The organism is Streptomyces sp. NPDC036984 (genome assembly GCF_055607665.1).
Map to the genome: position 1 here is coordinate 484,770 of NZ_JBVJRL010000003.1, position 12,345 is coordinate 497,114.

Sequence of the window (12,345 nt, forward strand, 5' to 3'; positions counted from 1 at the left end):
AAATATCCCGGGCGCTGCCGGGGCTCAGCCGAAGGCGACCGGTCCGTTCGGTGTGTCCACGGTGAAGGAGAACGCGGCCGGTCCGGTGGTCAGCGCCAGCGCTGTGTCCAGGGCGGCCAGCGGGCCGCGCACCTTCTCCGGGTCGGGGGCCGAGGCCGACATCGCCAGCAGCGGGGTGACCGGCAGTCCCGAGACGGCCGGATGCGGGGACTCTTCCCAGTCGATGAGGAACGGCACCAGACCCGAAGCGTCCTCCGAGCCGCCTTCGGTCAGCCGCCAGCGCAGCACGGTGCCGTCCGGGGTACGGCGGCTCATCGGCCGTACCGGGCCCGGGTCGTAGCCCCGCGCCCGGGCCGCCGCGATCGCCGCGTCCAGATCGGGCGGGCTGATCGCCCAGGTCCGCACGGCGGGTCCGGACGGCCGGTCGACGCCGAACGGCCGTGGCCCGGCGGGTTCGGGCTGCTCCGGATCGGGCCCGAGGATCTCCAGATAACTCCGGCCCCCCAGCCCCACCAGATGATTCCGCGTACCCAGCTCCGGGTGCACCCCGCCGGGCACCGGCGTGACCCCGGTGCGCCGTGCGAACTCCGCGACCGTCGCGCCCAAGTCCGGTGTGACCAGGACGAGATGGTCCAGCAGCGGTGGAATGGCGTTCATTCCGGAGGAGGTTACGGGATCCGGGCCGTCCTGGGGAGCGCCTGTGCGGCACCATGGGCGCATGATCCGTACCCCACGCGCCCTGCCGTTGCTTCTGCTCCTCCCCGCGCTGCTCACGGCGTGCGGCACCGAGAAGGCGGACGCGGGACACGCCCACAAGCCGTCGCCATCCGTCTCGAAGCGGCCCGAAACGGATGCCCGGCTGCGTGCGTTGGGCATCGCACCGGAACTCGTGTACGTCACCGACGTCCCGGGCTTCACGCTCGCGCAGCAGTCCGTCGGGGTGAACGGGGACGACGGTTTCTCCGTGGCGTACTGGGCGAAGAACGGGGCCGTGCTGCACCTCTACGCCGAGCGGGGCAGCGCCGCCGACTGCCCCGAGGGCTATGCCTGCCTGGCGCCGGTGAAGGGCAGAGTGGTGCGGCTCTACGGCGAGAAGGTCTCACCCGAGGTGCTCCGCGAGGCCGCGGACGCCGTGCACCGCCCCGCACCGGAGGAACTCGCCGCGATCATGCCCCCGGCCTCCACGGCGACGGCCCCGGTGGAGCGCGGCGACCTCCCCTCGTACGGCGACGGGGCGCCCGACAACAGCGTGGGTGAGGGGGGTTGACCGGCCCGTGCCGTTCCCCGGTGACCCGGCGTCGCAAGCCGGGTCACGCCGCCCGAGCCGAGCCCGGAGTCCCGTGACATGCCTCCTCGTCTCCTCCTGTACACCCGCACCGCGGACTACCGGCACGACTCGGGGCCTGAGGAACATCCGTGTCAGATCGTGCGCTAAGCGTTCTCCGGGCTGGTTGGTGCTTTGACCTGGGCTGATTGAGCGTCGGAGCCTTCGTGGGTCGTTGTTGTCGATCTTCGGAGAGCTGTTGTGGCGGTCGAGTTCCTGCGCCGGACGGCTTCGACGTCCGCGACGAGGACGCGGGCCGCCTCTCCCCGTTCGTCCGTCACCACATCAACATGCTGGCCCGGTACTCCTTCCAGCTCCCCGACCTGTCCGGCGGCCTCCGGCCCCTCCGGGACCCGGACGCCGCCGACGAGTAACGAGGCGCGGCGGGCGCGTCCGGCCGCGCCCGCCGCTCATGCCGTCGTGGAAGGCACGTGTAATCGGCTACCAACTTGGGCCGGCTTATGCGTTGGCTGCCTCGACGCGGACGGCTCGGGCGCGGACCACGAAGGACCGGGAGAGGACAGTGATGGCGACGGAGACTGCGGCCACAGCAGTGATGGCCGTGCCGGGGGTGAAGTGCTGGGCAACGCCGCCGGCGATCGCGGCTCCGATACCCTGCCACGTCATCCGTCCGGCGGACTCAACTCCCTGGACCTGGCCACGGACCGGATCGGGGGTCAACTCCAGAAGCCGCTCCTGGAGCGGCAGGGTGGCGGCGAACCCGGCACTGGCGATGAACACCGCGGCTGTCGCCACCAGCACGGGCGGGTGGATGGCGAACAGCAGATAAGGGATGGCGAGCAGCAGTCGCAGGGCGAATGCATAGCGGCGTCGCTGCTCGGCGGTGAGCAGCCGCCCGACAGCCAGGTCACCGAGGAGCATGCCTGCCGATCCGGCGGCCAGAAAGGCGCCAGCGTGATTGGGGGCGTAGGAGATGAACAGGGCCTCGCAGCCGACGATCAGGCCGTTGGGGACCCACAGGTTCAGCAGCAGCGCGCGTTGGCCGGAGTGGGAGAAGAGCGCGATGTTCGTGGTCCAGGTCTGGCGCAGTCCGGGGCGACGGGTCAGACGGATCGAGTGTTCCCGGACAGTCACCGCCACAATGATCAATCCAACTCCGGTCAGGGCTGTCGCGGCGGCGAAGACCTCTTGTGGGCTCAGGTACCGCAGAAGTACGGCCCCGATGGCGTAGCCGAGGATGGCCATGCCGCCCGAGGTGATGTTCATCAGCGAGCGTGCCAGTGCATACGTGGAGGTCGGCACCACCTCGGCGAGCAGCCCCATCCGCGTTCCGGTTCCCAGGGACTGGAAGAATCCCAGCACAAGGAGCAGGCCGAACCGGGCAGTGAGCGGCAGCCCCGGAACCGCCTGTGCAGCAACGCCTACGAGCGAGACGCACTGAAGCGCGACGAGGGTTCGGCGAGGCCGGTTTCCGTCCGCGACCGACATCAGCGTCAGCGCACCAAGCACCGTCGCGAACGTGGCGCCGTACATGCTCACGGCTGTCAGGAACGGGGACTTGGTCTGATGGTTGACCAGCGTACCGAGGGCGAAGCCCGACAAGGTGCTCGCGGCGACCGTCAGTGTGAAGCTGGCGTACAACCCGGCGAACTCACGGTTGCGGAGCAGGTCACGGTAGCTGGTGGTGGGAAGCGTGCTGGACGTAGATGTGTCAGAAGGCATGAAAAAAGCCTCCGGACACACCCGTTGGGGCGCCGAAGGCCAACACGCCCATTCTAGCAGCTGGCCCAGTTCGCCACGGCCCACCAACATCAGACCGTGGGCGGCATGGACGCGATGTTCACGCCGAGGATCTCCTCCGCACGGCCGGCGGTTTCATACAGCATCCGCCACAGGGTGTTCTCCCGCAGATGAACCTCGCGACGCGCGACCAGCCGGTCGATCGTCATCTTCGAGCGGGCCGGGGTCTCGGAGTCCGGCACCGCCAGCCGTTTCGCCCAGGCCGGGACCATCGGCCCTCATAGCCGCGCTCACGGCACCAGCCGAGCCAGGACAGCACACCCGCCCGGCGGGAGTTCCACGTGTTGACCGCCGCGGTGCCCCAGAGCAGTTCCAGGACCTCGCCGATCTCGTCGTCCGCGACCGATGCCAGCGGCCGGGCCTCGCCGATCCGTCGGCGCGCTTCGCCGGGGTGCACGCGGCGGCCTGCACCGAGTACGGGTGGCCGTACTACGGCGCACTCCTCGGTGCCCGCTTCACCCGGCACCCCGCCTGCCAGCCGGGCCGGGCCCTCGTCGCGGACCCCGGTCATCCCGCCACCCGTCAGCTGCCGGCCGTGTGGGAGTTCACCGACGAGTGGTACGACTTCGACCGCGCTCCGGGCGGCCGGACGCGGGTGCTGCTGCGCGCCGACGAGGCGTCGTACGACGGCGGCGGGATGGGCGCGGACCATCCGCTGGCCTGGTGCCGCGAGCGCGGCCCGGGAAGCGGACGGGTGTTCTATACGGCCCTCGGTCACGCGGCCGGCGCCTATCGCGATCCGCTCTTCCTGGCCCACCTGGACGGGGGTCTCACCTGGGCGGCCCGGCTCTTCGAGTGACGTTTCTGCGGTGAACCGGTTCCGCCGATGGGGTGAGTAAAGCTGGCGTAGGGCGAAGGTCACGTGACTATCTAGAGATGCTCTTGTCTTGGCAAAGGGCGTCGAGACGCGGTGGCCCATACCGCCCCGCGTCACCCACCCACAGGAGGAGCCGGACCTTGACTTACGGTAAGAAGCTGCGCGAGCGCATCGCCGGGCCCGGGACCACACCGCTGATCGGCGTGTACGACATGTACTCCGCGTCGATCGCGGCCAAGCACTACGACGGGATGTTCGTTTCGGGCTTCGGCTTCGCGGCCTCGTACTACGGGCTGCCGGACATCGGATTCATCGCCTGGCCCGACATGGTGGCCTTCGTCCAGCGACTGCGGGGCGCGTTCCCGCACCACCACCTGCTGGTGGACATCGACGACGGGTACGTCGACCCCGAGGTCGCCTGTCACGTCGTCGAGGGCCTGGAGCGCATCGGCGCCTCCGGGGTGATCCTGGAGGACCAGAAGCGGCCCCGCCGCTGCGGCCACGCCGACGGCAAGCAGGTGCTGCCCCTGGAGGAGTATCTGGAGAAGCTGGAGAAGGTCCTGGCCACCCGCCGCGACCTGGTCGTCGTCGCCCGTACGGACGCCACCGACGAGCACGACATCCTGCACCGCGCCGAGCGGCTGGCGGCCACCGACGCCGACGTGGTGCTCGTCGACGGGGTGCGCAGCGTCGAGTGGATCAAGCGGATCCGGGAGGTCGTCGGGGACAAGCCGCTGCTGTTCAACCAGATCGCCGGCGGCAAGTCGCCCCGCCTCTCCCTCGGAGAGCTGTCCGAGCTCGGCGTGGACGTCGCCATCTACAGCACCCCGTGCCTGTTCGCCGCGCACGAGGCGATGGACTCCGCGCTCGCCGGCCTGAAGGCGGCCGACGGCCGGCTGCCGGAGGTGGATCCCGCCGGCGGGGTCGGCGTGAAGGCCTCCACCGACCTGCTGGAGCGCAACATCGCCCGGGACCGGCTCACCCCCGAGGGCGTGGGCGTGTGACCGGCGCCGTACCCCGGCTCGGCATGGCCACGGCGGTCGCCGTCACGCTCCTCGGAGCCTGCGCCGCACCCGCCGTGGCGTCCGGGAGTCTGATCACGGTGATCGACAACTCCCACGCCGACTCCTGGCTGGAGATCGACCGCGCCGCCAACCTCCAGAGCGGCAGCGGCACCGCCGGCAGCGACCACGACGGCAGCGCCGTGGATGTCGTGGAGGCGTTCATGGGGGCCCCCGGCCGCGACGGGGAGGACTGAGAGGCCCGCACCGACGAGGGCGGACGAACAGAGCAGGACGACGGCCGGGCACCCCGTGCGGGAGGTGCCCGGCCGCCACCGTGTCACCGGTTTCCCCGGCGCCTCAGTCCTCTTTGAGGTCGGGGCGGCCGTTCTCGTCGACCTCGACGTCCTCCCTCGGGTCGTGCTCGTCGGCGGGCCCGGCCACCGTGGCGCGCTGCTGTCCGGGGGCGAGGGTGTGGCAGGCGGCGCGTGCCGTGCCGTAGGCGGTGACCAGGGCGACTGCGGCCACGGCGAGGGCCGCGGCGGTACGCGTGGTGTGGTTCATGCCCGGGCAAACGATCTCCACGGGGGCAGGGTCACCGTTCCGGACCCGAACCGGCCTCGCACATCACGCAGTTGGCCGCTGGCCGGCCACCGACGCGTAGGCCGCGGGGCGGTTCGCCGGGGGCGGGGCCGTGCTCGCCCGCTGCACCAGCCGTGTCGACAGCTCGGTCCGGGTGCCTTCGGGGTGTTCGCCGTGCATCATCCGCAGCAGCAGCCGCAGAGCCGTCGCGGACATCTCCGCCAGCGGCTGGCGGACGGTGGTCAGGGCCGGGGCGACCCAGCGCGCCTCGGGCAGGTCGTCGAAGCCCACCACGCTCATGTCGTCCGGCACCCGCACCTTCCGCTCGGCCAGCGCCGCGTACACGCCGAGCGCCATCCGGTCCGAGCACACGAAGACCGCGGTCGGCGGCTCCGGCAGGTCCAGCAGTTCGTGCATGCGCAGCCGGGCGGCGACCTCGTCGGAGCCCGCGTGCCGCACGTACTCGGCGCGGTGTCGTACGCCCGCGGTGGCGAGCGCCGAGCGGTAGCCGGCCACCCGGGCCTCGCCGGCCATCGTGCGCCGGTCCCCTGCGATCGCCGCGATGCGCTCATGGCCGAGCTCCAGCAGATGCTCGGTCGCGCTCACCCCGCCCTGCCAGTTGGCCGCACCGACCGACACCACCCCGGCCGGCGGTTCGTGCGCCGGGTCGATGAGCACGTACGGGATGTGGTGGTGGTCCAGCCAGGCGTACTGGGAGGCGGACAGCTCCGCAAGGTTGAACAGCACGCCCGAAGTGCCGCGCGCGGTCAGCCTGTCCAGCCAGCCGCGCTCCGGCCGGGCACCCCGGGTCCGGGTGGGCGCGGCCGAGACCACCACCTCCAGGCCCGCCTCGTACGCGGCCGCCTCCACACCGTGCAGCACCGCACCCGCGCAGGAACTCTCCAGCGAGTGCAGCACCAGGTCGACCAGGCCCGGCGCCCTCGCCGCGTCGAAGCGCGGCCGGCGGACATAGCCGAGCCGGTCGAGCGCCTCGGTCACCCGGCGGCGGGTCTCCGGTGCCACGTCCTCGCGGCCGTTGACCACCTTCGACGCGGTGGGCACCGACACGCCCGCCTCCCGGGCCACCACGGCCAGCGTCGGCCCGGCCGCCATGCTCGTGCTCCCCGCACGGACCATAGGAACCACCTCTCCGGCCCGCCCGTGGGCCACCGAAAATCGCGACCGGCGCTGCTTCCGCGGCCTGCTCGCCAGCCGTTCAGAAAGCGCTTCCTACGATAGATGCGCCGTAACACAGCGGGAAGACAGGGGGAATTCCCGGGATGGCGCCGACCGGAACTTTCGAAACCTCGAACCGCCGGGCCGTCGAAGGAGACCGGGCACCGTGCGGCGTGGTCCCGACCGGCGGACGGTCAGGCGCCGGCGCCGGCCGAGTCGCCCTGGCCGGCGGCCGCCAGCCGCCGGCCCCACGGCGTCCGGGCGGCCGCGGCCAGCACCACCCGCTCACGGGGCGGCTCCGGGCCGACCGGACGCCATACGAGGTCCGGGTCACCGGCCGAACTGCTCCGCGTCCGGAGCGCGACCAGATCGTCCTGGCCGATGAGCCGGTGGCGGAACAGCGTATGGCCGCCCTGGTCCTCGGGCACGGTGCCGGGAGTCCAGCCGTGCTCGCGCAGACGCGTGAGGACGGCATCCGCATAGCCGGGGGCGCGTTCCGAGGGGAACCACAGCAACCGCTGGCCGCACAGCTCCGGCCAGGCCAGTTCCGGCCGGCCGGCGAGTGGATGGCGGCCGTGCAGCACTACGCCCAGCGGCTCGTCGTTGACGGTGTGCAGCTCAAGGCCCGAGGTGTCCACGGGCATGCGCAGGATGCCGAAGGCCAGGGTGCCCGCGCGCAGCAGATCACCTTGGCGCCGGGAGTCGACCTGCTGATAGGCGAGCCGCAGGTCCCCACCGGCCGTCATGACCCGCTCCGCCCGGGCCAGCACGGACTGCGCCACACCCCGGCACACTCCCACCGTCGCCGCCGGAGTGGCGGCGCGTGCCGCAGCGATCGACGAACTCAGCTCGCCGAGCGCCCGGCTGACGCCGTCCAGCAGGAGCCGTCCGCCCTCGGTCAGCTCCATCCCCTGCGGCAGGCGCCGGAACAGCGGTGTGCCGACGCGCCGCTCCAGCAGCCGGATCTGCTGGCTGAGGCTGGGCTGAGCGATGCGCAGGCGCCGGGCCGCCTCGGTGACGGTGCCGGCCTCGGCGACGGCGGAGAAGTACCGCAACTGCCGCAGCTCCACGCCCGAAAGCCCGTCCACGCCCAGCTCACCCCCTCTGATCAGCCCCTATAGGCGCCAGCCTATAGGGGGGTCGGCAACCGGTCCTGGTGTCACGGGCACGGCTTGCCCTTGGCTGGGGGCATGTACGTGATTGTGCTCAGGTATCAGGCGCCGCTGGAGACTATCGACGCGCTCAAGGACGCCCACTACACCAACCCGCACGGTGTGTTCGCCCAGGGGATGGTGCGCTTCGCGGGCCCTCTGGAGCCCCGCACCGGCGGGGTGATCATCGCCGACGGCGAGCCGTCGGCGATCGATGCCGCCGTGGCTTCCGACCCGTTCGTCATCACCGGCGCCGCCACCGCCGAGATCCTCCGTTTCACCCCCACCTGGACGCCCGCGCGCACCGCCGGGGCGGCCACACACCCCGAGGCGTCGCCGCCCGGGCCGAGGGCGGCCACGACGCGGGAGGACTGAGCGCCGCTCCGGCGGTGGAGCGGGCCACCCCCACGGACGGAGGCGGCACGGCACCAGCCCGGATCCCTGGCCCTGAGGTACTCCGGACAGCCCAGTGTGCGGCCCCTGCACCGGAATACCTCCGCTCTCTGTGGTGCTCTGAGGTGAACGGCGCACGGCGCCGCTGGTGCACGTGCAGGTGCAGGAACACGGCGAAGGGCTGGTGGGCGATGTGACGGCAGACCGGACGGGTCCCGTGGCCGAAACGCCCCACGGGGCCGTACGCGGCCGGTACGAGCGGGGAATCGCGGTCTTCCGGGGCATCCCCTACGCCGCCCCGCCCTTCGGCCCCCGGCGGTTCCGTCCGCCCCGGCCGCCCGAGCCCTGGGACGGGATACGTGATGCCGGCGCCTTCGGGCCGACCGCACCGAAACCGCCGTACTCCGAGGCGTTCGCCCTGTACCTGTCCGACCCGGTGATCCCCGGTGACGACTGCCTCAACCTCAACGTGTGGACCCCCGAGCCGGGCCCCGGTGCCCGGCTCCCGGTGCTGGTCTGGCTCCACGGCGGGGCGCTGACCAGGGGCTCCTCGGCCGTCCCGGTGTACGACGGCAGCACCTTCGCACGCGACGGGGTCGTCTTCGTCTCGGTCAACTACCGGCTGGGGGTGGAGGGATACGGCCTGTTCCCGGACGCGCCCCCCAACCCGGGCCTGCGCGACCAGCTCGCCGCCCTGCGCTGGGTGCACGACACGATCGAGGCGTTCGGCGGCGATCCCGGCCGGATCACCCTGTGCGGCCAGTCGGCCGGCGCCATCAGCGCGGGTGCCCTGCTCGCCGCGCCCCAGACGCAGGGCCTGATCCGGCGCGCGGTGCTCCAGAGCGGCCCGCCCGAGGTCTGCGAGCGCGACAAGGTACGGCGGATGGTGCGCCGGATGGCGACCCGGCTGAAGATCCCCGCCACCGCCGAGGCGTTCGCCGCCGTCGACCGCGAGCTGCTGCTGCGCACCCAGGCCGAGGTCGGCCGGCTCAGCAGCCCGGTGCTGGGCGGGCCCGCCTTCGGCATCGTCGTGGACGGCGACCTCGTGCCCCGCGACCCGCTGAAGGCGCTGACCGAGGGCGCCGCCGCCCGGGACGTCGGGCTGCTGATGGGCTGGACCCGGGACGAGTACCGGCTGTGGCTGGCGCCCGGCGGCCTGCTGGAGCGCGTCGACCGGCTCGGCGCGGTCGCCCTGGCCGGGGCCATGGCCCGCTGCCACGCCGGCCACGAGGTGCCGCGCGGCTACCGTGCGCTGAACCCCGACGCCGGCGCCGCCGAGATCGTCGGCCAGATGGTCACCGACCACCTGCTGCGGATCCCGCTGCACCGGCTCGCCGACGCCCGCCCCGGCGCCGCCTGGCTGTACGAGTTCGCGTGGCCGTCCGGCCTTCCCGACCTCGGCGCCTGCCACGCCCTGGAACTGGGGTTCGTCTTCGACACCGGGGACGTGCCCGAGTCCAGGAAGCTGGCCGGCGAGGGCGCCCCGCAGGAGCTGTGCGACGCGATGCACGGTGCCTGGGTGCGGTTCGCGACGACCGGGGACCCCGGCTGGGCCGCCTGGGACGCCACCCGCCCGGTACGGATCTTCGACCACGGCGTCCCGCATACGGCGTACGGTCCACGCGATGCGGAAATCGGCCTGTGGTCGACGGCGTCCACCGTCCCGGAACCGCCGCGCACCTCCGTACCCCGCGCGCCCGGCGCCGAACTCGCCGCCGCGATGCGCCGGCTGCGCCGCTCGGTGAGCACGCTGCGCCGCTGACCGGCCCGGCCACACGCCGTAGCGCCTGCTCGCCGAGGGAGGTTCCGTGCGGCCGGCTGCGGATCTCGTGTGGTTGCCCGCGTGGTTCCCGGCGCCCCTTGCCGGGCGCTGATCACACCGCCTGGGATATTGCCGCGATCCCCTCCGGCCCCACCCGGCAGCACCCCCCGATCAACCGCGCCCCGGCCTCCCGCCACGCGGTGACCTGCGCCGCGCTGAACGTCGTGCGTCCCCGCCAGGCCCGCGCCTGCGCGTCCCAGCCCTCGCCGCTGTTGGGGTAGACCACGACCGGTCTGCCGGTGACCCGGGCCGCGATCTCCACGGCGGGCCCGACGTCCTGCGGGTCGCAGCAGTTCACCCCGACGGCGATCACCTCGTCCACGTCGGCGGCGAGCGCGAACGCCTCCTCCAGGGGCTGGCCGGCCCGGGTCCGCCGGCCGTCGACGGTGTACGACAGCCAGGCCGGCACGCCCAGCCCCCGCACCGCCCGCAGCAGCGCGGCCGCCTCGTCGGCGTCCGGGACCGTCTCCAGCGCCAGGACGTCGGGCGCGGCGGCGGCCAGCACCTCGATCCGCGGCCGGTGGAACCGCTCCAGCTCGGCCACGCTCAGGCCGTACCGGCCCCGGTACTCGGAGCCGTCCGCGAGCATCGCCCCGTACGGTCCGACCGACGCGGCCACCCACAGCGGCCGTTCGATGCCCGTCTCCGTCGCCTGCCGGGCGGCCGCGCGGGCCAGTTCCACGCTGCGGGCGAGCAGCCGCGCGGCCTCCTCCCGGCCGATGCCGCGCTTGCCGAAGCCCTCGAAGGTGGCCTGGTAGCTGGCCGTGATGGCCACGCTCGCACCCGCGAGGAAGTAGGCGAGGTGGGCCTCCGTGACCGCTTCGGGCCGCTCGGCGAGCAACCGCGCCGACCACAGTTCGTCGCTCAGGTCGTGCCCGGCCGACTCCAGCTGGTTCGACATGCCGCCGTCGAGCACGACCGTCCCGGCGGCGAGGGCGTCGGCGAGGCTGGGGGAGGTGTTGCTGGTCATGTCACGACGCTAGTGCAAGCGGGTGCGTACGGGTCCTCGCGTCCCGGCAGGTGGGCTCCCCGCCGGCCGGGGTCCGGTTGCGGCCGCGGGGCCGCCGGGAGCCTGCCGGGACGCCGGACCGCCGGGGCACAGGAGAAAGGGCTTTCCCCTCCTCCCGTCCAACCCATTGACCGCCTCCGGGCCCACCCTTACCTTTTCCGCGTTCGGGATCACAGATGCTGAACGGTATTTCGAACGTATGCTGTTCCCCACCGAGAGGCAGTCCGTATGAGCCGCGACCACGACCTGCCCGAAGTCCCCAGCCGCAGACTGGTCCTCAAGGGTGCCGCGCTCGCCGCCGGCGCCCTGGCCGCCGCCCCCGGGCCGGCCCAGGGGGCCCCCGTCCCCGCGAAGGCGGCCCCCTATGGGAACCCCCTGGTCCCGCAGCGCGCCGACCCCCACATCACCCGCCACACCGACGGCCTCTACTACTTCACGGCGACCGTCCCCGAGTACGACCGGATCGTCCTGCGCCGCGCCCGCACCCTGGGCGGCCTCGGCACGGCGGCCGAGTCGGTGATCTGGCGGGCGCACACCACCGGTCCGATGGGTGCCCACATCTGGGCGCCCGAGCTGCACCGGATCGGCGGCAAGTGGTACATCTACTTCGCCTCGGCCCCCGCCGAGGACGTGTGGGCCATCCGTATCTGGGTGCTGGAGAACGCCCACCCCGACCCCTTCCGGGGGACCTGGGTCGAGCGGGGTCAGATCAAGACCGCCTGGGAGACCTTCTCCCTGGACGCCACCACCTTCAAGCACCGGGGCACCCGCTATCTGGTCTGGGCCCAGCACGAGCCCGGCATGGACAACAACACCGCGCTGTGGATCTCGCGGATGGCCAACCCCTGGACCCTCACCGGCCCCCAGGTGCGCCTGTCCACGCCCGAGTACGACTGGGAGTGCGTCGGCTACAAGGTCAACGAGGGCCCGTACGTGCTCCAGCGCAACGGCCGTGTCTTTCTCACCTACTCGGCCAGCGCCACCGACTGGCACTACTGCATGGGCCTGCTGACCGCCGACGCCGACAGCGACCTGATGGACGCGCGCAATTGGGCCAAATCGCCCGCTCCCGTCTTCACCAGCAACGACACCACGAAGCAGTATGGGCCCGGCCACAACTGCTTCACCGTCGCCGAGGACGGTCGTACCGACGTCCTCGTCTACCACGCCCGCCAGTACAAGGAGATCACCGGCGACCCGCTGCACGACCCCAACCGGCACACCCGGATCCAGAGGTTCGGCTGGAAGCCGGACGGCACCCCGGACTTCGGCGTCCCCGTGGCCGACACCGTGAAGGAGGGTGTCTGAG

General features: G+C 72.6%; 12 protein-coding genes and 2 pseudogenes. 7 read left to right on the forward strand and 7 right to left on the reverse strand.

Annotation, left to right across the window (positions count from 1 at the left end):
- Window positions 1-24: 24 nt before the first annotated feature.
- Window positions 25-657 carry a VOC family protein gene (locus ACZ7DL_RS08855; protein WP_470772595.1) on the reverse strand — a complete coding sequence of 211 codons (633 nt, stop codon included), beginning with the start codon at window positions 655-657 and terminating at the stop codon, window positions 25-27.
- Window positions 658-718: 61 nt separating this feature from the next.
- On the opposite strand from ACZ7DL_RS08855, the gene ACZ7DL_RS08860 reads away from it, so the two are divergent.
- The gene (locus tag ACZ7DL_RS08860; protein ID WP_470772597.1) at window positions 719-1,267 is read left to right on the forward strand and encodes a membrane lipoprotein; all 549 of its coding nucleotides are present in this window, start codon (window positions 719-721) and stop codon (window positions 1,265-1,267) included.
- 516 nt (window positions 1,268-1,783) lie between these two features.
- Here ACZ7DL_RS08860 and ACZ7DL_RS08865 read toward each other — a convergent pair.
- Both ACZ7DL_RS08865 and ACZ7DL_RS08870 read right to left on the reverse strand, forming a co-directional pair.
- Complete coding sequence (locus ACZ7DL_RS08865) at window positions 1,784-3,007, reverse strand: MFS transporter (RefSeq protein WP_470772798.1); 1,224 nt, start codon at window positions 3,005-3,007, stop codon at window positions 1,784-1,786.
- Window positions 3,008-3,111: 104 nt separating this feature from the next.
- Window positions 3,112-3,551 (reverse strand): annotated as a pseudogene (locus tag ACZ7DL_RS08870) (hypothetical protein); the annotation flags it as partial.
- On the opposite strand from ACZ7DL_RS08870, the pseudogene ACZ7DL_RS08875 reads away from it, so the two are divergent.
- From ACZ7DL_RS08875 to ACZ7DL_RS08885, 3 genes and pseudogenes are all read left to right on the forward strand, one after another.
- Window positions 3,468-3,884, forward strand: a pseudogene (locus ACZ7DL_RS08875) (ThuA domain-containing protein); the annotation flags it as partial. The pseudogenes ACZ7DL_RS08870 and ACZ7DL_RS08875 overlap by 84 nt on opposite strands.
- Window positions 3,885-4,042: 158 nt before the next feature.
- Window positions 4,043-4,906 carry an isocitrate lyase/PEP mutase family protein gene (locus ACZ7DL_RS08880; protein WP_470772598.1) on the forward strand — a complete coding sequence of 288 codons (864 nt, stop codon included), beginning with the start codon at window positions 4,043-4,045 and terminating at the stop codon, window positions 4,904-4,906.
- Window positions 4,903-5,160 carry a hypothetical protein gene (locus tag ACZ7DL_RS08885; protein ID WP_470772600.1) on the forward strand — a complete coding sequence of 86 codons (258 nt, stop codon included), beginning with the start codon at window positions 4,903-4,905 and terminating at the stop codon, window positions 5,158-5,160. The genes ACZ7DL_RS08880 and ACZ7DL_RS08885 overlap by 4 nt, the downstream gene beginning before the upstream one ends.
- A 103-nt stretch (window positions 5,161-5,263) precedes the next feature.
- Here ACZ7DL_RS08885 and ACZ7DL_RS08890 read toward each other — a convergent pair whose 3' ends face one another.
- From ACZ7DL_RS08890 to ACZ7DL_RS08900, 3 genes are all read right to left on the reverse strand, one after another.
- Window positions 5,264-5,467, reverse strand: coding sequence for a hypothetical protein (locus ACZ7DL_RS08890; RefSeq protein WP_470772601.1), 204 nt, complete (start codon window positions 5,465-5,467; stop codon window positions 5,264-5,266).
- 63 nt (window positions 5,468-5,530) lie between these two features.
- Window positions 5,531-6,622: a LacI family DNA-binding transcriptional regulator gene (locus tag ACZ7DL_RS08895; RefSeq protein ID WP_470772603.1), complete on the reverse strand. Its 1,092-nt coding sequence runs from the start codon at window positions 6,620-6,622 to the stop codon at window positions 5,531-5,533.
- A gap of 233 nt (window positions 6,623-6,855) precedes the next feature.
- Entirely contained in the window at window positions 6,856-7,749 is an 894-nt protein-coding gene (locus tag ACZ7DL_RS08900; RefSeq protein WP_470772604.1) for a LysR family transcriptional regulator, read from the reverse strand.
- A gap of 102 nt (window positions 7,750-7,851) precedes the next feature.
- Between ACZ7DL_RS08900 and ACZ7DL_RS08905 the strand changes: the two genes are divergently transcribed.
- On the forward strand, window positions 7,852-8,187 hold the full coding sequence (locus ACZ7DL_RS08905; protein ID WP_470772606.1) for a YciI family protein: 336 nt from the start codon (window positions 7,852-7,854) through the stop codon (window positions 8,185-8,187).
- Between the two features lie 235 nt (window positions 8,188-8,422).
- Complete coding sequence (locus ACZ7DL_RS08910) at window positions 8,423-9,967, forward strand: carboxylesterase/lipase family protein (protein ID WP_470772608.1); 1,545 nt, start codon at window positions 8,423-8,425, stop codon at window positions 9,965-9,967.
- 112 nt (window positions 9,968-10,079) lie between these two features.
- Here ACZ7DL_RS08910 and mmuM read toward each other — a convergent pair whose 3' ends face one another.
- The gene (gene mmuM / locus ACZ7DL_RS08915) at window positions 10,080-10,997 is read right to left on the reverse strand and encodes a homocysteine S-methyltransferase (RefSeq protein WP_470772610.1); all 918 of its coding nucleotides are present in this window, start codon (window positions 10,995-10,997) and stop codon (window positions 10,080-10,082) included.
- Window positions 10,998-11,264: 267 nt separating this feature from the next.
- Here mmuM and ACZ7DL_RS08920 point away from each other — a divergent pair, with 267 nt between their 5' ends.
- Window positions 11,265-12,344, forward strand: a complete 1,080-nt coding sequence (locus ACZ7DL_RS08920; RefSeq protein WP_470772611.1) for a glycoside hydrolase family 43 protein — start codon at window positions 11,265-11,267, stop codon at window positions 12,342-12,344.
- The last annotated feature ends 1 nt before the right edge of the window (window position 12,345 follow it).

Coding starts and splice junctions, on each gene's coding strand:
- ACZ7DL_RS08860 (WP_470772597.1), top strand. CDS start 719: ATGATCCGTACCCCACGCGCCCTGCCGTTGCTTCTGCTCCTCCCCGCG.
- ACZ7DL_RS08895 (WP_470772603.1), bottom strand. CDS start 6,622: ATGGTCCGTGCGGGGAGCACGAGCATGGCGGCCGGGCCGACGCTGGCC.
- ACZ7DL_RS08905 (WP_470772606.1), top strand. CDS start 7,852: ATGTACGTGATTGTGCTCAGGTATCAGGCGCCGCTGGAGACTATCGAC.
- mmuM (WP_470772610.1), bottom strand. CDS start 10,997: ATGACCAGCAACACCTCCCCCAGCCTCGCCGACGCCCTCGCCGCCGGG.
- ACZ7DL_RS08920 (WP_470772611.1), top strand. CDS start 11,265: ATGAGCCGCGACCACGACCTGCCCGAAGTCCCCAGCCGCAGACTGGTC.
- ACZ7DL_RS08865 (WP_470772798.1), bottom strand. CDS start 3,007: ATGCCTTCTGACACATCTACGTCCAGCACGCTTCCCACCACCAGCTAC.
- ACZ7DL_RS08890 (WP_470772601.1), bottom strand. CDS start 5,467: ATGAACCACACCACGCGTACCGCCGCGGCCCTCGCCGTGGCCGCAGTC.
- ACZ7DL_RS08855 (WP_470772595.1), bottom strand. CDS start 657: ATGAACGCCATTCCACCGCTGCTGGACCATCTCGTCCTGGTCACACCG.